Origin of the sequence: Streptomyces sp. NPDC091281 (assembly GCF_044757425.1) — a bacterium.
Taxonomy (GTDB): domain Bacteria; phylum Actinomycetota; class Actinomycetes; order Streptomycetales; family Streptomycetaceae; genus Streptomyces.
Map to the genome: position 1 here is coordinate 911,859 of NZ_JBIVUY010000001.1, position 18,615 is coordinate 930,473.

Annotated in this window: 15 protein-coding genes and 1 riboswitch; of the genes, 12 read left to right on the top strand and 3 right to left on the bottom strand. The window is 72.5% G+C overall.

From position 1 onward, the window contains the following. Positions 1 to 17: 17 nt before the first annotated feature. The 5 genes from ACIQPQ_RS04000 (at position 18) to ACIQPQ_RS04020 (ending at position 6,570) form a co-directional block, all read left to right on the top strand. Positions 18 to 830 carry a c-type cytochrome gene (locus tag ACIQPQ_RS04000; RefSeq protein WP_383780361.1) on the top strand — a complete coding sequence of 271 codons (813 nt, stop codon included), beginning with the start codon at positions 18 to 20 and terminating at the stop codon, positions 828 to 830. Then, complete coding sequence (locus tag ACIQPQ_RS04005; RefSeq protein ID WP_383780363.1) at positions 827 to 1,888, top strand: Rieske 2Fe-2S domain-containing protein; 1,062 nt, start codon at positions 827 to 829, stop codon at positions 1,886 to 1,888. The genes ACIQPQ_RS04000 and ACIQPQ_RS04005 overlap by 4 nt, the downstream gene beginning before the upstream one ends. Next, positions 1,885 to 3,507, top strand: coding sequence for a cytochrome bc complex cytochrome b subunit (locus ACIQPQ_RS04010; RefSeq protein WP_383780366.1), 1,623 nt, complete (start codon positions 1,885 to 1,887; stop codon positions 3,505 to 3,507). Before ACIQPQ_RS04005 ends, ACIQPQ_RS04010 begins: the two co-directional genes overlap by 4 nt. A 168-nt stretch (positions 3,508 to 3,675) precedes the next feature. Next, positions 3,676 to 4,740: an anthranilate phosphoribosyltransferase gene (gene trpD / locus ACIQPQ_RS04015; protein ID WP_383780368.1), complete on the top strand. Its 1,065-nt coding sequence runs from the start codon at positions 3,676 to 3,678 to the stop codon at positions 4,738 to 4,740. 81 nt (positions 4,741 to 4,821) lie between these two features. After that, a riboswitch (SAM riboswitch) is annotated at positions 4,822 to 4,938 on the top strand. Between the two features lie 189 nt (positions 4,939 to 5,127). Continuing rightward, entirely contained in the window at positions 5,128 to 6,570 is a 1,443-nt protein-coding gene (locus tag ACIQPQ_RS04020; RefSeq protein ID WP_401299340.1) for an aminotransferase class V-fold PLP-dependent enzyme, read from the top strand. Positions 6,571 to 6,658: 88 nt separating this feature from the next. Here ACIQPQ_RS04020 and ACIQPQ_RS04025 read toward each other — a convergent pair whose 3' ends face one another. Continuing rightward, entirely contained in the window at positions 6,659 to 6,940 is a 282-nt protein-coding gene (locus ACIQPQ_RS04025; RefSeq protein WP_383780374.1) for an Lrp/AsnC family transcriptional regulator, read from the bottom strand. Further along, positions 6,937 to 7,761, bottom strand: a complete 825-nt coding sequence (locus ACIQPQ_RS04030) for a rhomboid family intramembrane serine protease (protein WP_401299344.1) — start codon at positions 7,759 to 7,761, stop codon at positions 6,937 to 6,939. The genes ACIQPQ_RS04025 and ACIQPQ_RS04030 overlap by 4 nt, the downstream gene beginning before the upstream one ends. A 191-nt stretch (positions 7,762 to 7,952) precedes the next feature. On the opposite strand from ACIQPQ_RS04030, the gene ACIQPQ_RS04035 reads away from it, so the two are divergent. The 7 genes from ACIQPQ_RS04035 to ACIQPQ_RS04065 all read left to right on the top strand — a co-directional run bounded on the left by ACIQPQ_RS04035 (position 7,953) and on the right by ACIQPQ_RS04065 (position 16,760). Then, positions 7,953 to 8,192, top strand: coding sequence for a hypothetical protein (locus ACIQPQ_RS04035; protein ID WP_020129990.1), 240 nt, complete (start codon positions 7,953 to 7,955; stop codon positions 8,190 to 8,192). Positions 8,193 to 8,230: 38 nt separating this feature from the next. Continuing rightward, positions 8,231 to 9,574 carry an NYN domain-containing protein gene (locus ACIQPQ_RS04040; RefSeq protein WP_401299348.1) on the top strand — a complete coding sequence of 448 codons (1,344 nt, stop codon included), beginning with the start codon at positions 8,231 to 8,233 and terminating at the stop codon, positions 9,572 to 9,574. Positions 9,575 to 9,787: 213 nt separating this feature from the next. After that, positions 9,788 to 10,822 (top strand): NlpC/P60 family protein, encoded by a 1,035-nt coding sequence (locus ACIQPQ_RS04045; protein ID WP_383780382.1) that lies wholly within the window; start codon positions 9,788 to 9,790, stop codon positions 10,820 to 10,822. A 301-nt stretch (positions 10,823 to 11,123) separates the two neighbouring features. Beyond that, positions 11,124 to 12,137, top strand: coding sequence for an NlpC/P60 family protein (locus tag ACIQPQ_RS04050; protein ID WP_401299351.1), 1,014 nt, complete (start codon positions 11,124 to 11,126; stop codon positions 12,135 to 12,137). Between the two features lie 64 nt (positions 12,138 to 12,201). Further along, positions 12,202 to 13,437: a hypothetical protein gene (locus ACIQPQ_RS04055; RefSeq protein ID WP_401299354.1), complete on the top strand. Its 1,236-nt coding sequence runs from the start codon at positions 12,202 to 12,204 to the stop codon at positions 13,435 to 13,437. A 117-nt stretch (positions 13,438 to 13,554) separates the two neighbouring features. After that, positions 13,555 to 14,697, top strand: a complete 1,143-nt coding sequence (locus tag ACIQPQ_RS04060) for a glycosyltransferase family 4 protein (protein ID WP_401299357.1) — start codon at positions 13,555 to 13,557, stop codon at positions 14,695 to 14,697. 470 nt (positions 14,698 to 15,167) lie between these two features. Next, on the top strand, positions 15,168 to 16,760 hold the full coding sequence (locus tag ACIQPQ_RS04065) for a GMC oxidoreductase (protein WP_401299360.1): 1,593 nt from the start codon (positions 15,168 to 15,170) through the stop codon (positions 16,758 to 16,760). 34 nt (positions 16,761 to 16,794) lie between these two features. Here ACIQPQ_RS04065 and ACIQPQ_RS04070 read toward each other — a convergent pair whose 3' ends face one another. Further along, on the bottom strand, positions 16,795 to 18,594 hold the full coding sequence (locus ACIQPQ_RS04070; protein ID WP_401299363.1) for an AMP-dependent synthetase/ligase: 1,800 nt from the start codon (positions 18,592 to 18,594) through the stop codon (positions 16,795 to 16,797). Positions 18,595 to 18,615: the final 21 nt, after the last annotated feature.

Consider the following 18,615-nt stretch of genomic DNA (forward strand, 5'->3'; position numbering starts at 1 on the left):
TGACACCGGGGTAATCCGTGAAAAAGCTCTCCGCACGACGACGCCATCCGATGGCGGCGCTCGTCGTCCTACTCCTCGCGCTGGCATGCACCGGGGGGCTGTACGCCACGCTCGCGCCCGCGAGCAAGGCGCAGGCAGACGAAACCGCCCAGTCCCTCGCCATCGAAGAGGGCAAGAAGCTCTACGCCGTAGGCTGCGCCAGCTGCCACGGCACCGGCGGTCAGGGCACCTCCGACGGACCCAGCCTGGTCGGCGTGGGCGCCGCGGCCGTCGACTTCCAGGTCGCCACCGGCCGTATGCCGGCCGCGACCTCCCAGGGCGCCCAGGTGCCGTCCAAGAAGAACATCTACTCGCAGGCCGAGATCGACCAGCTCGCCGCGTACATCGCCTCGCTCGGCGCCGGTCCGACCGTCCCCACCGAGGCCCAGTACGGCGCCGAGGGCGCGGACATCGCCAAGGGCGGTGAGCTGTTCCGCACGAACTGCGCGCAGTGCCACAACTTCACCGGCAAGGGCGGCGCCCTGACCAAGGGCAAGTACGCGCCGACGCTGGAAGGCGTCGACCCGAAGCACATCTACGAGGCCATGCAGACCGGCCCGCAGAACATGCCCTCGTTCCCCGACACCACCCTGTCGGAGCAGAACAAGAAGGACATCATCGCGTACCTGGACGCGGTCAACAGCTCCGACACCGAGAGCCCCGGCGGTCTCGAACTGGGCGGCCTCGGGCCGGTCAGCGAGGGCCTCTTCGGCTGGATCTTCGGTCTCGGCGGTCTGATCGCCGTCGCCGTGTGGGTCGCCGCCCGGACCGCAAAGGCCAAGAAGTCATGAGCAGCCAAGACATCCCAGAAGAGAACCTGCCCGCCGAGGCAGGCCACGCCCACGGTTCCGTAGGCGTCGTAGCGGACGAGAAGAACCCGTTCGCCGACCCCGGACTGCCGCCCCACGAGCACCGGATCCAGGACATCGACGAGCGGGCCGCCAAGCGGTCCGAGCGCGCGGTCGCGTTCCTGTTCACGCTCTCGATGCTGGCCACCGTCGGCTTCATCGCCTCCTACGTGGCGATCCCGCACGACAAGTCGGTCTTCATCTTCCCCATCGGTCACATCAGCGCGCTGAACTTCGCGCTGGGCATGACCCTGGGCGCCGCCCTCTTCTGCATCGGCGCGGGCGCGGTCCACTGGGCCCGCACCCTGATGTCCGACGTGGAGGTCGCCGACGAGCGTCACCCGATCGCGGCCTCGCCCGAGGTCAAGGCCAAGGTCATGGCCGACTTCCGGGACGGTGCCGAGGAGTCGGCCCTCGGCCGGCGCAAGCTCATCCGCAACACGATGTTCGGTGCGCTGGCGCTGGTCCCCCTCTCCGGCGTGGTCCTGCTGCGCGACCTCGGGCCGCTGCCCGAGGACAAGCTGCGCCACACCCTGTGGGCCAAGGGCAAGCTCCTGGTCAACATGAACACCAACGAGCCGCTGCGTCCCTCGGACGTCGCGGTCGGTTCCCTCACCTTCGCCAAGCCGGAGGGCCTGGAGGAGGACGACCACGACTTCCAGACCGAGATCGCCAAGGCCGCCCTGATGATCGTCCGTATCCAGCCGGACAACATCAAGGACAAGCGCGAACTCGAGTGGTCGCACGAGGGCATCGTGGCGTACTCGAAGATCTGCACCCACGTCGGCTGCCCGATCTCGCTGTACGAGCAGCAGACGCACCACGTGCTGTGCCCCTGCCACCAGTCCACCTTCGACCTGTCCGACGGTGCCCGGGTGATCTTCGGCCCCGCCGGTCACGCCCTGCCGCAGCTGCGTATCGGCGTGAACGACGAGGGCTACCTCGAGGCGCTCGGCGACTTCGCGGAGCCCGTCGGTCCTGCCTTCTGGGAGCGCGGATGAGCAACAAGGACGACCGCCGCAAGGCACCCGCAGGCGAGCGGGTCGCCGACTGGGCCGACGGTCGGCTGGGGATCTACTCCCTGGCCAAGGCCAACATGCGCAAGATCTTCCCGGACCACTGGTCCTTCATGCTGGGTGAGATCTGCCTCTACAGCTTCATCATCATCATCCTCACGGGTGTGTACCTGACGCTGTTCTTCCACCCGTCGATGAACGAGGTGGAGTACCACGGCAGCTACGTCCCGCTGCAGGGACAGCTGATGTCCGAGGCGTTCAACTCGACGATGCACATCTCGTTCGACGTGCGCGGTGGTCTGCTGATCCGGCAGATCCACCACTGGGCCGCGGTGATCTTCCTCGCGGGCATGTTCGTGCACATGATGCGCGTCTTCTTCACCGGCGCGTTCCGCAAGCCGCGTGAGATCAACTGGCTGTTCGGCTTCCTGCTGTTCGTCCTGGGCATGTTCACCGGTTTCACCGGCTACTCGCTCCCGGACGACCTGCTCTCCGGCACCGGTGTCCGCTTCACCCAGGGCGCGATCCTGTCCACGCCGATCGTCGGCACGTACATCTCGATGTTCCTGTTCGGCGGGGAGTTCCCGGGCGGCGACTTCGTCGCGCGGTTCTACTCGATCCACATCCTGCTGCTGCCGGGCATCATGCTCGGGCTCGTGGTCGGCCACCTGATCCTGGTCTTCTACCACAAGCACACCCAGTTCGCGGGCCCCGGCCGCACCAACAAGAACGTCGTCGGCATGCCGCTGCTGCCGGTCTACATGGCCAAGGCCGGAGGCTTCTTCTTCCTGGTCTTCGGCGCCATCGCGGCCCTCGCCGGCATCGCCTCGATCAACCCGATCTGGGTGCTCGGCCCCTACCGTCCGGACCAGGTGTCCACCGGCGCCCAGCCCGACTGGTACATGGGCTTCGCCGAGGGTCTGATCCGCGCCATGCCGGGCTGGGAGGTCAACTTCTGGGGCCACACCCTGGTCCTGGGCGTGTTCATCCCGCTGGTGCTGTTCGGTCTCTTCCTCGGTGTGATCGCCCTGTACCCGTTCATCGAGTCCTGGGTCACCGGCGACAAGCGCGAGCACCACATCGCGGACCGCCCGCGCAACGCCCCGACCCGTACGGCGTTCGGTGTCGCGTGGGTGACCGGCTACGTCATCATGCTGATCGGCGGTGGCAACGACATCGTCGCGACCCACTTCCACCTGTCGATCAACGCGGTGACCTGGTTCGTCCGGATCGGCTTCTTCGTCGGACCGGTCCTGGCCTTCGTGGTCACCAAGCGGATCTGCATGGGCCTCCAGCGCCGCGACAAGGACAAGGTGCTGCACGGTCGCGAGACCGGCACCATCAAGCGCCTGCCGCACGGTGAGTTCATCGAGGTGCACGAGCCGCTCAGCCAGGAGGCGCTGTACACGCTCACCTCGCACGAGCAGTACGCGCCCGCCGAGATCGGCGCCACGGTCGACGAGAACGGTGTCGAGCGCAAGGTGTCGCCGATCGAGAAGACCCGCGTCAAGCTCAGCAAGTCGTACTTCGGCGAGGAGAGCCAGATCCCGAAGCCGACCGTCGAGGAGTACAAGGAGATCACCAGCGGCCACGGCCACCACTGATCCCCTGACCGCCTGATCACCGGTTCACCGCTGCGTCGCCACGCAGTGCGCGAAGGGCCCCGTCCGCACCCCGGACGGGGCCCTTCGCCCTGTCCGGGGCTGGATAGGGTGGACCCCGTCGAGACACGGGTCCCGTACGGCGGGACGACACTGACCCAGGAGCGGCTGATGAGCGCTGTGACCCCCGCAGGAGGCGACACCGCGGCGGACCGTTCCTGGCCCGAGGTGCTGAACGCCCTGCTGTACGGCCGGGACCAGAGCGCCGACGCGACCGCCTGGGCGATGGACCGCATCATGCGCGGCGAGGCCACCGACGCCCAGATCGCGGGCTTCGTGGTGGCGCTGCGCGCCAAGGGCGAGACCGTCGAGGAGATCAACGGCCTGGTCCGCGCGATGTACGCGCACGCCAACGTGATCGAGGTGCCCGGCCGGACCGTCGACATCGTCGGCACCGGCGGCGACGGCGCCAAGACGGTGAACATCTCCACGATGTCCTCGATCGTGGTGGCCGGGACCGGCGCCAAGGTCGTCAAGCACGGCAACCGGGCCGCGTCCTCCGCCTCCGGCGCCTCCGACGTCCTGGAGCAGCTCGGCGTGCGCCTCGACCTGACCCCGCAGCGGGTCGCGGAGGTCGCCGAGGAGGCCGGGATCACCTTCTGCTTCGCCGTCAGGTTCCACCCGGCGCTGCGTCACGCGGGCGCCGCCCGCGGCCAGTTGGGCATCCGCACGGTGTTCAACGTGCTCGGTCCGCTGACCAACCCGGCCCGGGTACGGGCCCAGGCGGTCGGGGTGGCCGATCCGCGGATGGCGCCGATCGTCGCGGGCGTCTTCGCCGAACGCGGCCACTCCTCGCTGGTGTTCCGGGGCGACGACGGACTCGACGAGCTGACGACCACCGCGACCTCCCGGGTGTGGGTGGTGCGGGACGGCAAGGTCGCCGAGGAGAGCTTCGACCCGCGCGACGTCGGCCTCGACCTGGTGCCCGTGGAGGCGCTGCGCGGCGCCGACGCGGCCCACAACGCGGGCGTGGCCCGCCGGCTGCTGGACGGGGAGCAGGGCCCGGTGCGCGACGCCGTCCTGCTGAACTCGGCCGCCGCCCTCGTCGCCCTCGACCCCACCGGGGCGCCGCTCGCCGAGCAGTTGCGGGACGGGATGGCGCGGGCCGCCGAGTCCATCGACTCCGGGGCCGCGAAGCAGACCCTGGCCCGCTGGGCGGCCGCCACCCACGCCTGAGCGCGGCGGGAACGCGGGGCGCGGTCCACCATCCGGACCGCGTCTTGCGTTCCCATGATCGTGTGGCAAGATGCTGTACCAGGTCATGAGCGACAGTCATGAGGCCCCGGCCGACTGTCCGGCAACCCTCCGTCCGTGGCGGGGTGCCCCGGGTGAAGACCAGGCCGTAGGCAGCGAGGTCTGCGGCAAGCGCGGACCCCTTTACTCCTCGGAGTGAGCACCAGGGGTCCTGGTCCTCGGAGGAGTACCCCGTGAGCAAGCGAATGCGATAGGGCCGCAGAGCCCCGCCTCCGCATCCCCCTTTTTCCGCACGCCTTCACGTGTCTCCCGCGCTTGAGCCATGCCCGCTCGCGCGGTGAAACCGCCTGCCACGAACGGGAGTTCGCCATGTCCGCTGCCACCTCCGCCGCCGCCCGCACCGCCCCCGCCGCCGCCTCCGCCACCGCTTCCGTCGTCGTCGCCTCCTCCGCCGAGGTGCCCGCCGCCGACGCCCCCGCCGCCTGTGGCCCGCTGCCCGTCCTCGGCCGGGACGTCACCGTCCCGCTGGTGACGGGCGGCGAGGTCACCTACGCGGCCCTCGACTACGCGGCCAGCGCCCCCGCCCTCCAGCGGGTCTGGGACGACGTCGCCGCGTACGCCCCCTACTACGGCAGCGTCCACCGCGGGGCCGGCTACCTCTCCCAGCTCTCCACCGACCTGTTCGAGAACGCCCGCCGCACCGTCGCCGACTTCCTCGGCTGCCGCGCCGACGACCAGGTCGTCTTCACCCGCTCCACCACCGACTCCCTCAACCTGCTCGCCGCCGCGCTGCCCGCCGACTGCCAGGTCTTCGTCTTCGAGACCGAGCACCACGCCTCGCTGCTGCCCTGGCGCGACGCCCGCGTCACCTACCTCGACGCCCCGCGCACCCCCGCCGAGGCCGTCACCACCCTGGAGCGCGCCCTCGCCGCCCGCGACCCGCACGGCCCCGCCCTGGTCTGCGTCACCGGCGCCTCCAACGTCACCGGCGAGCTGTGGCCGGTGCGGGAGCTGGCCGCCGCCGCGCACGCGCACGGCGCCCGGATCGTCCTGGACGCCGCCCAGCTCGCCCCGCACCACCCGGTCTCCGTCCAGGACCTCGACGTCGACTGGGTCGCCTTCTCCGGCCACAAGCTGTACGCCCCCTTCGGCGCCGGGGTCCTCGCGGGCCGCGCGGACTGGCTGCGCGCGGCCGACCCGTACCTCGCGGGCGGCGGCGCCAGCCGCCGGGTCACCCGCCGGACCGACGGGGGAGTGGACGTGGAGTGGCACGACAGCGCCGCCCGGCACGAGGCGGGCTCCCCGAACGTCATCGGCGCCTACTCCATCGCCGCCGCCTGCAAGGCGCTCACCGAGGCCGGTTTCGACGCCCTCGTCGCCCGTGAGGAGTACCTGATCGCCACGGTCCGCGCGGGCCTCGCCGAGGTGCCCGAGGTGCGGGTCCTGTCGCTGTTCGGCGACGACGCGCCCCGGGTCGGCGTGATCTCGTTCGTGGTGGAGGGCTGGAACAGCTCCCACTTCGCCGCCGCGCTCTCCGCCGAGTACGGCATCGGCGTCCGCGACGGCCTGTTCTGCGCCCACCCGCTGGTGCGCACCCTGCTCGGCAGCGACCCCGGCACCCAGGGCGAGTGCGGCGCGCCCGAGGCGGCGCCCGGCGAGAAGTCCCTCAACGCCATCCGGGTGAGCTTCGGCGCCGGGACCCCCGACGAGCACGTCGAGCGTTTCGTGACCGCGGTGCGGGAACTGGTGCGCGAGGGCGCGAAGTGGCGGTACCGCACGGAGGACGGCCGCTGCGTGCCGGCCGTCGGCTGATCCGGCGGGCCGGACGGACGGCCGCCGCGACGACGACCGAGGGGGGCGCGGCCGACCGCGCCCCCCTCCGGTGTGTCGCGGCCGGGCCCTACGAGTCCAGCCCGATGGCGAACGCGGCCTCCAGGTCGTGCTGGGAGTAGGTGCGGAACGCCACGTGCGTGTCGGTGCCCTCCACGCCGGGGATCTTGCTGATCCGGCCCGGGATCACCTCGGCGAGGTCCTCGTGCTGCCGGACGCGGACCATGGCGATCAGGTCGTAGGTGCCGGTCACGGAGAACACCTCGCTCACCGACTCCAGCGAGGCGATCGACTCCGCGATCTCGGGAATCCGGTCCACGCTGGTCTTGATGAGGACGATCGCGGTGATCACGGCTGGTTCTCTCCCTCGGGGGACGGAGCGGGGGCTGTCCGCGGTGCTGCGGCGGTCTCGGGCTCCGGGGCGGTCTCGGGCTCCGGGGCGGTCCCGGGTGCCGAGGCTGTCCCGGGTGCCGGGGCTGTCTGCACTCTAGTCGGCCCTCCGAAGCGGGCCCACGCGTAGCCGAGGCCCAGACCGAAGCCGAGCAGGTGTGCCAGGTAGGCCACGCCCGGACCGGAACCGGCCCGGCCCGCCGCCAGCCACTGGATCGCCGCCCAGAAGGGCAGCACCACCCACGCCGGGAAGCGCAGCGGCAGGAAGAGCAGGAACGGCAGCAGGCTCGTCACCCGCGCCCGGGGGAACAGGTACAGGAACGCGCCCAGCACCGCCGAGATCGCCCCCGACGCGCCGATCAGGGACTGCTCGGACTCGGCGTTGGCCGCCGCGTACCCCAGCATCGCCAGGGCGCCGCAGCCCAGGTAGAACAGCGCGAACTGCACTCCGCCCATCCGCCGCTCGGTCATCACCCCGAAGACGTGCAGGAAGAGCATGTTGCCCAGCAGGTGCACCCAGCTGCCGTGCAGGAACAGCGCCGTCAGCGGGGTGAGGGCGGCGCCGGGCGCGTCCGCGAAGAGGTCCGCCGGGACGACGCCCCAGCGGCGGAAGTACGCCCGCTGCGCTAGGGCCACCTCCGCACCGGTCCCGTGGGCGGGGTGCAGACCCGACGCGGGCCCGGCCAGGAAGACCAGGCAGCACAGGACGATCAGGCCGTACGTCACGGGCGCGGCGGGGCGCCGGGCCGCCCGGAGCAGCGGCCCGTTCCAGTTGCTGAACATGGCTACAGAGCATGACGTAACCGGACGTACCACCCGTCACCGCCTCGCCGCCGTGGACGGACGGGCGGCGAGTCCCCACCAGGCCTTAGGGTTACGAGCCACACGCTCCGGGGAGCCTTGGACGCACCTGCCTCCCCGAGGGCGGACACTGTACGTACGCGTCACGATCTGAGAGAGAGCGGACAGTCACGATGACGGTTCCCCTGCCGACCGCCGCCACGCGGTGGCGCTGCACCCTCTGCGGCAACCTCACGCGGTTCGACGTGACGCGCTCGTCGAAGGTCGTCGAGTACGTGCACCTCGACCTCGCCGGTGAGCCGAAGGTGGAGGAGCGCGAGGTGGTCAGTGAGACCATCGAGTCGGTGCGGTGCCGCTGGTGCAACGCCGTGGACCAGGTGGAACTCGTGGACAGGCCGGGCGCCGGCTCCTGACAGGGAGCGGGCCCCGCACAGCTAGTGGGGTGTGACGGATGGTGGAGAGCGCAGGCGGGGGGCCGAACGACGGCGCCGCTGAGGTGCTCGACCGTCCGCTGCCCGACGGCGTGCGCCGCCGGGTCGTCCAGATCGTCTCGGACGGCTTCGGCGGCCTGACCGTCTCCGAACTCCCCGCCCAGCTGCGGCAGTACGCCCGCTTCGCCCCCAACCGGCGGGCCAAGTTCGCGGGCAACGCCATGGCCGCGGCGCTGGAGACGGACCCCCTGTTCCGGCAGCGCATCGCCGAGAAGTTCCGCGAGGCCCAGCCCGAACTGACGGGCGCCCTCGATTCCGGCGCGCCGCCCCCGGCCGCCGACCCGCTCGACGTGGCCGCCGCCGCGTTCGTCCTGCGCCCCACCGGCTGGGTCAAGCTCGTCACCGCCGCGGGCGAGGAGGCGCAGCGCGCCGACGCCGAACGGGCCGACGAGGAGAGCCGCGCCGAACTGGACCGGCTGCGCGAACAGCTCGGTCAGGCCCGCGAGCAGACCCGCGCCGAGACCGAACGGCTGCGCGCCGAACTCGACACGGCGAAGCGGGACGCCGAGTCCCTGCACCGCAAGCTCCGTTCGGCCCTCAGCGACGTCAAGCGCGGCGAGGCCGCCCTGCGCAAGCTCCAGGCCGAGATGGAGGCCGTGCGCGGTGAGGGCCAGGCCCAGGTGTCGGCCGCCGAGAGCGAGACCCGGCGCCTCAAGACCCGGCTCGGGGAGGCGGAGGCCGCCCTGGAGGCCACCCGGCGGGCCGCCCGCGAGGGGCGCAGCGTCGAGGACATGCGCGTACGGCTGCTGCTGGACACCGTGCTGGAGGCCGCCCAGGGGCTGCGCCGCGAACTGGCGCTGCCACCCGTGTCGGTGCGGCCCGCGGAGACCGTCGACGCCGTCGAGCCGGGCCGGATGACACCGAAGGACATCGCCACCCGCGCCCTGTCCGAGAACGACCCGGCGATCCTGGACCAGTTGCTCGCGCTGCCGCAGGCCCACCTCGTCGTCGACGGCTACAACGTCACCAAGACCGGCTATCCGCAGATGCCGTTGGAGAAGCAGCGGCTGCGGCTGCTCGGCCAGCTCTCCCAACTCGCCGCGCAGACCGGCGCCGAGGTCACCTGTGTCTTCGACGGCGCCGAACTCGCCGCGCCGGTACTGCTGGCGCCGCCGCGCGGGGTGCGGGTGCTGTTCTCCAAGCCCGGTGTGACCGCCGACGAGCTGATCCGGCGGCTGGTGCGCGCCGAGCCGCCCGGCCGCCCGGTCATCGTCGCCTCCACCGACCGCGAGGTGGCCGACGGGATCGCCAAGGCGGGTGCCCGGCCTGTCGCTTCTGCGGTACTCCTGAAGCGCCTGACCTGATTCCGCCGACGAACGCCCCGCATGCCCGATTTGCTGCAATCGTCACGCAACGTAGCGTCAATCGGGCATCACCGCACGTGAGTTGGGTGTAAAGAATGCATGGCGTCACGGAATTTTTCCGCGCGAGGATTTGAAGTGATCACGGACGGGTCACTAGGGTCAGCCTTCGAACCTCCGCACGAGTGATCACTCACATGAAGGAGCTCGTCCTCCGTGGCGTCCCACCGTCGACCCAAGCAGCCCAGTCGCACGCGCGTGACCGTGCTGACCACCGCGGCCGCCGCCGCCGTCGCCCTCAGCGCGCAGGCCGCCAACGCCGCGCCCAGTGAGAAGCCCGGCAAGGACGAGGTCAAGTCCAAGGTCGACAAGCTCTACGAAGAGGCCGAGCAGGCGACCGAGAAGTTCAACGGCGCCAAGGAGAAGCAGGAGAAGCTCCAGAAGGAGATCTCCGCCATCCAGGACAACGTCGCCCGCGGCCAGGAGGAGCTCAACGAGCTGCGCGACTCCATAGGCCTGGCGGCCGCCGCCCAGTACCGCACCGGCAGCATCGACTCCTCCCTCCAGCTCTTCCTCTCCTCGAACCCGGACGACTACCTGGACAAGGCCTCCGCGGCCGACCAGCTCAGCGCCCAGCAGGTCGAGGCGCTGAAGAAGATCCAGGAGAAGCAGCGCGAGCTGGCCCAGGACCGCACCGAGGCCTCGGACAAGCTCAAGGACCTCTCCGCCACGCGGACCGAACTGGGCAAGAAGAAGAAGGAAGTCCAGGGCAAGCTCGCCGAGGCGCAGACCCTCCTCAACACGCTGACCGCGAAGGAGAAGGCCGCGCTCGCCGCCGCCGACCAGCGTGCCAGCCGCTCCGCCACCGAGCGCGTCGACCTCGGCAACGGCACCCCCGGCTCCGGCCGCGCGATGGCCGCCTTCCAGGCCGCGCAGGGCAAGATCGGCACCCCGTACGTCTACGGCGCCACCGGCCCGTCCTCCTTCGACTGCTCGGGCCTGACCTCCTGGGCCTTCGCCCAGGCCGGCGTCGGCATCCCGCGCACCTCGCAGGCCCAGGCCAACGCCGGGACGCGCATCTACTCCCAGTCCGACCTCAAGGTCGGCGACCTGGTGATCTTCTACGGCGACCTGCACCACGTCGGCTTCTACGCGGGCAACGGCCAGGTGCTGCACGCCCCGCGCAGCGGCACCGTCGTCCGGTACGAGTCGATCAACAACATGCCGTTCCAGTTCGGCGTCCGTATCTGAGCCCCTGAGCGCCTGGGTATCCGAGCGCCTGAGCGTACGGCCGTCCGGGCACTCGGGCGTCCGTGCCCGCGCGCTCGCCCGTCGCCCGGCTTCCGGGTCCGATCCGGCGGCAAGATCACGACACCATGCCGCCCGAACGGGCGAATCACACCGACCGGAACCGACCCCGCACCCCGCCCATGACCTGCGTCGAGGGCGGGGTGTCACCGTGTGTGCCCGCGAGGGTCTTTGGAAGGGCCCCGGTGGCGGGGCTACTGTCACCCGCGTTTCCCCGTCCCCAGTGGAAGGAGCGCGGTCTCCCGTGGGCTCCCATCGCCGCCTCGCACCGTCCGGGTTCGACCGGGGCGCGCTCTGCGTCCTGTCCGCCACGGCCGCCGCCCTCGGCGCCGTCTCCACCACCGCCGTACCCGCGGGCGCGGCCCCGCACGAGGACACCCGCGCCGAGGTCGACCGGCTCCACACCGCCGCCGAGAAGGCCACCGAGGCCTTCAACGAGGCCGGGGAGAAGGCCGCGGCGCTGCGCCGCCAGGTCGGCGCCGCCCAGGACCGCATCGCCCGCCAGCAGGAACGCGTCAACGACCTGCGCGGGCGGCTCGGCGCGCTCGCCGGGGCCCAGTACCGCACCGGCGGCCTCGACCCGTCCGTGGCGCTGCTCTTCTCCGACGACCCCGAGGACTACCTCGACCGGGCCTCCGCCCTCGACCGGATCACCACCCACCAGGCCGGTGAGCTGCGCGAACTCCAGGGTGCCCTGCGTGACCTCGCCCAGGAACGCGCCGAGGCCACCCGCAAGCTCGGCGAGCTGGAGAAGAACCGCGAGGCCGTCGTCCGGCACAAGCGGACCGTCGAGCAGAAGCTCGCCGAGGCCCGGCGGCTGCTGAACTCCCTGCCGTCCGCCGAGCGCGCCGCCTGGGACCGGGCCTCCCGCTCCGGCCGCGCCGACCTCCCCGAGCCGGGCGCGGTGGCCTCCGGCCGGGCGGGCGCCGCCCTCGCCGCGGCCCGCTCCGCGCTCGGCAGACCGTACGTCTGGGGCGCCAACGGGCCGTCCGGCTTCGACTGTTCGGGCCTCGTGCAGTGGTCCTGGGCGCAGGCCGGGGTCTCCCTGCCGCGCACCTCGCAGGCCCAGGCGCACGCCGGACACCGCGTCCCGCTCTCCCAGGCCCGCCCCGGCGACATCGTCACCTACCGCTCCGACGCCAGCCACGTCGGCATGTACGTCGGCGACGGCCAGGTCATCCACGCCCCCTACCCCGGCGCGCCGGTCCGCTACGACCCGGTCGGCATGATGCCCGTCTCGGCGGTCACCCGCCCCTGACCGGCGCCTTCCGGTTCCCCGGAGCCCCGGCCGCGGCCCCGCGCGCCCCCGTACGATCAGCGGGATGAACGGGCGAGGACGGGCACCGGGACGGCACACCGCCGCGGGCCTCGCCCTGCTCCTCGTCGCCGCGCTCCTCGCGGCCCTCGTCGCGGGCTGCGGCGGGCGGCCCGCCGCCGACGGCACCCGGACCGCCGTCCAGGACGTCCTGGACCGCCGGGCCGCCGCCCTCCTGGACCGGGACGCCGCCGCCTGGGCCGCCACCGGCGATCCCGCCGGGTACGACCGGCTGCGCGCGGTGCCCCTGGCCGCCTGGTCCTACCGGGTCACCGCCGTGCACGACGACGGTCCGGGGAGCGGCGGCGACGCGCTGCGGGCCGACGCCGAACTGCGCTACCGGATCGCCGGGTACGACCGGGCGCCGGTCACCACCGACCGCGTCCTGCGGCTCGTCCGCGATCCCGCCGGGCGGTGGCGGGTCACCGGGGAGCGGCCCGCGCCGAAGACCGGCGAGCAGCTGTGGGACCGCGGCACCGTCACCGCCGTACGCGGCACGCACAGCCTCGTGCTCGGCGTCGGCGGGTCCGCGGAGCGGCTGCGCACCCAGAAGGCCGTCGCGGGCCTCGCCGACCGGGCCGTGCCCGCCGTCACCGACGCCTGGGGCCCCCGCTGGCCCCGCCGGGTCCTCGTCCTCGTCCCCGACACCCTGGACGGCATGGCCGCGCTGCTCGCCGCGCCCGCCGCCGACTACCGGGGCATCGCCGCCGTCACCACCGGCGAGACCGGCGGCGGCCCCGGCGCGCCCGCCGACCGGATCATCGTCAACCCCGAGGCGTACGGGCTGCTCGGCGCGGCCGGACGGCAGGTCGTCCTCACCCACGAGACGACGCACGTGGCGACCCGGACGGCGACCAACGCGGCCACCCCGCTGTGGCTCTCCGAGGGCTACGCCGACTGGGTCGGCTACCGCGGCACCGGGCGCACCCCGCGCGACGCCGCCCCCGAGCTGGAGAAGGCCCTGCGCGACGGGCAGGAACCGACCGCGCTGCCGCCCGACGGCGACTTCGGCTTCACCGGGGACGCGGGGCGGCTGGCGCGGGCCTACGAGGGCGGCTGGCTGGCCTGCCGGATGATCGCCGAGCGGTGGGGTGAGGGACGGCTCGACGCGTTCTACCGCGCGGTGGGGGAGCGGGGGAAGCGGGCGGGGGCGGTGGAAGGGGCGCTGCGGGAGGTCCTCGGCGTCGACCTTGCGGACTTCACGGCGCGGTGGCGTACGTACCTCCGGGATGAGCTGGGGTAGGCCGGGGGTGTGGCGGGGGGCTTTGAGAGTGCCCGTGGGGGTGGGGGAGGCGCGCGGTTCCCCGCGGCCCTGGCGGGAGCCGAGGGGTTCCGGCTGGTGGGGGTAGGGTCGGCGGCGATGCGAAAGACCCTGATCGTCACCAACGACTTTCCGCCCCGCCCCGGCGGCATCCAGGCCTTCCTGCACAACATGGCGCTCCGGCTGGACCCCGACCGGATCGTCGTCTACGCCTCCACCTGGAAGCGGGGCCGGGAGGGCGCCGAGGCGACGGCGGCCTTCGACGCCGAGCAGCCCTTCACCGTCGTACGCGACCGTACGACCATGCTGCTGCCGACGCCCGCCGTGACCCGGCGCGCCACGGGACTGCTGCGCGAGCACGGGTGCACGGCGGTGTGGTTCGGTGCGGCGGCCCCGCTCGGCCTGATGGCGCCCGCGCTGCGCCGGGCCGGAGCCGAGCGCCTGGTGGCGACCACGCACGGCCACGAGGCGGGCTGGGCCCAACTCCCCGCCGCCCGCCAGCTGTTGGGGCGGATCGGGGAGGCGACGGACACGATCACCTACCTCGGTGAGTACACCCGCTCCCGCATCGCGGGCGCGCTGAGCGCCGAGGCCGCCGGGCGGATGGTCCAACTCCCGCCGGGCGTCGACGAGAAGACCTTCCACCCCGGCTCCGGCGGCGACGCGGTACGCGCCCGCCTCGGCCTCACCGACCGCCCGGTCGTCGTCTGCGTCTCCCGCCTGGTCCGCCGCAAGGGCCAGGACACCCTGATCCGCGCCCTGCCCCGCGTCCTGGCCGCCGAGCCGGACACCGTGCTGCTGATCGTCGGCGGCGGCCCGTACGAGAAGGACCTGCGCGCGCTGGCCGAGTCGACCGGGGTGGCCGCCTCGGTGCGTTTCACGGGCGCGGTCCCGTGGTCGGAGCTGCCCGCCCACTACGGCGCGGGGGACGTCTTCGCCATGCCCTGCCGCACCCGGCGCGGCGGCCTCGACGTGGAGGGCCTGGGCATCGTCTACCTGGAGGCCTCCGCGACCGGCCTGCCCGTCGTCGCGGGCGACTCCGGCGGCGCCCCCGACGCCGTCCTCGACGGCGAGACCGGCTGGGTCGTCCGCGGCGACTCCCCCGAGGACACCGCCGACCGCATCACCACCCTCCTAGCCGACCCCGAACTCCGCACCCGCATGGGCCAAAGAGGCCGCACCTGGGTAGAGGAACGCTGGCGCTGGGACCTCCTGGCAGAATCCCTGAAAACCCTCCTCTGACCGAGCATCTCGGGGGCGCGGGGAACCGCGCACGGCCGGTGCACCGGGGGTGCCTCCCGGCAGGCGCCGCGCCAAGCAGGCCATCCTGGGGGCGCGGGGAACCGCGCACGGCCCGTGCACCGGGGGTGCCTCCCGGCAGGGGCCGCGCCAAGCAGACCATCCTGGGGGCGCGGGGAACCGCGCACGGCCCCTGCCCCGAGGGGCACCTCCCAACAGGCCCCCGCGCCAAGCGACCCCCTCGGGGGCGCGAGGAACCGCGCACCTCACCCGCCCCCCGGGCACCAGACCCCCACGCCCCCCATCCCCACCCCCCGGCCAAAGCGCCGCAGGCGCTAGCCGAATGCCCGAATCCGGCCCATGCTCCCCCCATGACACCAGACCTGACGCAGCGTCAGCTACACGCCGAGCCCCCACCGCCCCCACCCCCGCCATCCCCCCGACGTCTCCTGACGAGACGTCACATCCTCGGCATGGCCGCCCTCCAGTCCGCAGCCACCCTCGGCCTCACCCGAGTCACCCTCACCTCCGCCCACGCCGCAGACCCCGCCGCCGAGCCCGACGCAGTCGACTCCGCGCCGGCGATCGTCGTAGGCTCCGGCTACGGCGCCGCCGTGGCCGCCCTCCGCCTCGGCCAGGCAGGCATCCGCACCCTCGTCCTGGAGATGGGCGCCCTGTGGAACACCGCGGGCCCCGACGGCAAGGTCTTCTGTTCGACCGGCGCCCCCGACCAGCGCTCCACCTGGTTCCGCACCCGCACCGAGGCCCCGCTCTCCACGTTCCTCTGGCTGGACCTCGTCAACCGCGACATCGGCCTCCATCCGGGCGTCCTGGACCGCGTCCGCTTCGCGAACATGTCGGTCTTCGTCGGCCGGGGCGTCGGCGGCGGCTCCCTCGTCAACGGCGGCATGGCCGTCACCCCGCCCGCCGCGTACTTCGCGGAGCAGTTCCCGACCGTGGACACCGCGGAGATGTACGGCACGTACTTCCCGCGCGCCCGCGCCATGCTCGGCGTCAACTCCATCGACCCCGCCTGGTTCGAGGCGACGGACTGGTACCGCTTCACCCGCGTCTCCCGCAAGCACGCCCAACGGGCGGGCCTGCGCACCACGTTCGTGCCGAACGTCTACGACTTCGGCCACATGCAGCGCGAGGCGGCGGGCACGGCCCCGAAGTCGGCGCTGGCCGGGGAGGTCATCTACGGCAACAACCACGGCAAGCGCAGCCTCGACAAGACCTACCTCGCCGCCGCCCTCGGCACCGGCAACGTCACCCTCCACACCTTGGAGAAGGTGCGGGCCGTCACCCGCGCCCCGGACGGCGGGTACGTCCTGACCGCCGACCGCATCGACACCACCGGCCGGGTCGTCGAGACCAGGGAGTACGGCTGCACGTACCTCTTCCTCGGCGCAGGCAGCCTCGGCACCAGCGAACTCCTGCTGCGCGCACGGGAGACGGGCACCCTGCCCGATCTGGACCCGAGCGTCGGCACCGGCTGGGGCACCAACGGCAACGTCATGCTGGGCCGCGCGAACCACCTCTGGGACACCGTGGGCGCGAACCAGGCGACGATGCCGGTGATGGGCATCGACGACTGGGCCAACACCGCCAACCCGGTCTTCGCGGAGATCGCCCCGCTGCCGATGGGCCTGGAGCACTGGATCAGCCTCTACCTGGCGATCACCAGGAACCCCGAACGGGCGGCGTTCCGTTACTCGGGCGGCACCTTCTCGCTCGGCTGGAGCCCCGCCCAGAGCGCCGTCTCCGTGGCCATGGCGAAGAGGCTCTTCGACCGGATCAACGCGGCCAACGCGACGATCTACCGCTACGACCTGTTCGGCACCCCGAGCAAGGTCTTCGCCGACGACTTCACCTACCACCCGCTGGGCGGCTGCGTGTTGGGGAGGTCGACCGACGACTACGGCCGGGTGAAGGGCTATTCCCGGCTGTACGTCACCGACGGCTCGCTGGTGCCGGGGTCGATCGGCGTGAATCCGTTCGTCACCATCACCGCCCTCGCGGAACGCACGATGGCGCGGGTCCTCGCCGAGGACACCGCGCCATGAGCCGACCGCCGTACCGTCACCGGCACGCGCCGCCCTACTTCTGGTAGATGGCCTCGATCTCGGCCGCGTAGTCCTTCGCCACGACGTTGCGCTTCAGCTTCAGCGACGGGGTGAGGTGGCCCGAGTCCTCAGTGAACTGGGAGGAGAGAATGCGGAACTTCCGCACCGATTCCGCCTTCGACACCGCGGCGTTGCCGTCGTCGATCGCCGACTGGACGGCCGCCAGCAGGTCGGCGTCCTCGCGCAGCGACGCCGCGGTGGACCCGGCGGGCTTGCCGTGCTCGGCGGCCCACCGGCCCAGGAAGTCCTCGTCCAGCGTGACCAGCGCGCCCACGAACGGCCGCCCGTCACCGATCACCATGCACTCGGCGACCAGCGCGTGCGCGCGGATACGGTCCTCGATCACGGCCGGGGCGACGTTCTTGCCGCCCGCGGTGACGATGATCTCCTTCTTGCGGCCGGTGATCCGCAGGTACCCGTCCTCGTCGAGGGTGCCGATGTCGCCGGTGTGGAACCAGCCGTCGGCCAGCGCCTCCGCGGTCGCCTCCGGGTTGTTCCAGTACTCCTTGAACAGGTGCTCGCCGTGCAGCAGCACCTCGCCGTCGTCCGCGATCCGCACCACCGAACCGGGCAGCGGCTGACCGACCGTGCCGATCTTCTGCCGGTCCCACGGGTTGAACGTGGTCGCCGCGCAGGACTCCGTCAGGCCGTAGCCCTCCAGCACGGTGAAGCCGATGCCCCGGAAGAAGTGGCCGAGGCGTTCGCCGAGCGGCGCCCCGCCGGAGATGGCGTACTCGCCGCGCCCGCCGAGCACCGCGCGCAGCTTGCTGTAGACGAGCCGGTCGAACACCTTGTGCTTGATCCGCAGCCCGAGCGAGGGACCGGACGCGCTGTCCAGCGCCTTGCTGTACGCGATGGCCGTGTCGGTCGCCTTGTCGAAGACGCCGCCCTTGCCGTCGGCCTGCGCCTTGGCGCGCGCCGAGTTGTAGACCTTCTCGAAGACGCGCGGCACGCCCAGCACCAACGTCGGCCGGAACGAGGCCAGTTCGTCGGTGAGGGTGCTGATGTCCGGGACGGTGCCCAGCTTGATCGGCGCGATCATCGGCGCGATCTGCACCAGCCGTCCGAAGACGTGCGCCAGCGGCAGGAACAGCAGCACGCTGCACTCGCCGGTGCGGAACAGCGGGCGCAGCCGCTCCACGACGTTCCCGCACTCGGCGAAGAAGCTGCGGTGGGTGAGGACACAGCCCTTGGGCCGCCCGGTGGTGCCGCTGGTGTAGACGATGGTCGCCGGATCGTCGGCGGTGGCCTGCGAGGCCCGCTCGACGACGGTCCCGTCCGTGACGTCCCGGCCGAGCGCGACCAGTTCCGCGAGTCCGCCGCCGCCCTCGATCTGCCACACGTGCTCCAGCGCCGGAAGCGACCCGCGCACCGACGCGACGGACGCGGCGTGCGCGTCCAGCTCGACCACGCACGCGGTCGCCCCGGAGTCGGCGAGGATCCACGCCACCTGCTCGGCGGAGCTGGTCTCGTACACCGGCACGGTCACCCCGCCCGCGCACCAGATCGCGAAGTCGAGGAGCGTCCACTCGTAGCGGGTCCGCGACATCAGCCCGACCCGGTCGCCCGGCCGCACCCCGGCCGCGATGAAGCCCTTCGCGGCGGCGTACACCTCGGCCAGGAAGGCGGTCGCGGTGACGTCCTGCCACACCCCGTCCACCTTGCGGGCCATGACGGCGACATCGGGATGCTGCGCGGCGTTGCGGCGGACGATGTCGGCCAGGTTGCCGTCCGCGGGGACCTCGTACAAAGCCGGAAGGCTGAACTCGCGCAAGACTGCTGCTCCTCATAGGGC

Excerpts from the sequence above, each read along its gene's own strand:
- ACIQPQ_RS04005 (WP_383780363.1), top strand. The coding sequence starts at position 827 with ATGAGCAGCCAAGACATCCCAGAAGAGAACCTGCCCGCCGAGGCAGGC.
- ACIQPQ_RS04040 (WP_401299348.1), top strand. The coding sequence starts at position 8,231 with ATGGTGGAGAGCGCAGGCGGGGGGCCGAACGACGGCGCCGCTGAGGTG.
- ACIQPQ_RS04065 (WP_401299360.1), top strand. The coding sequence starts at position 15,168 with ATGGCCGCCCTCCAGTCCGCAGCCACCCTCGGCCTCACCCGAGTCACC.
- trpD (WP_383780368.1), top strand. The coding sequence starts at position 3,676 with ATGAGCGCTGTGACCCCCGCAGGAGGCGACACCGCGGCGGACCGTTCC.
- ACIQPQ_RS04020 (WP_401299340.1), top strand. The coding sequence starts at position 5,128 with ATGTCCGCTGCCACCTCCGCCGCCGCCCGCACCGCCCCCGCCGCCGCC.
- ACIQPQ_RS04030 (WP_401299344.1), bottom strand. The coding sequence starts at position 7,761 with ATGTTCAGCAACTGGAACGGGCCGCTGCTCCGGGCGGCCCGGCGCCCC.
- ACIQPQ_RS04060 (WP_401299357.1), top strand. The coding sequence starts at position 13,555 with ATGCGAAAGACCCTGATCGTCACCAACGACTTTCCGCCCCGCCCCGGC.
- ACIQPQ_RS04055 (WP_401299354.1), top strand. The coding sequence starts at position 12,202 with ATGAACGGGCGAGGACGGGCACCGGGACGGCACACCGCCGCGGGCCTC.
- ACIQPQ_RS04035 (WP_020129990.1), top strand. The coding sequence starts at position 7,953 with ATGACGGTTCCCCTGCCGACCGCCGCCACGCGGTGGCGCTGCACCCTC.
- ACIQPQ_RS04010 (WP_383780366.1), top strand. The coding sequence starts at position 1,885 with ATGAGCAACAAGGACGACCGCCGCAAGGCACCCGCAGGCGAGCGGGTC.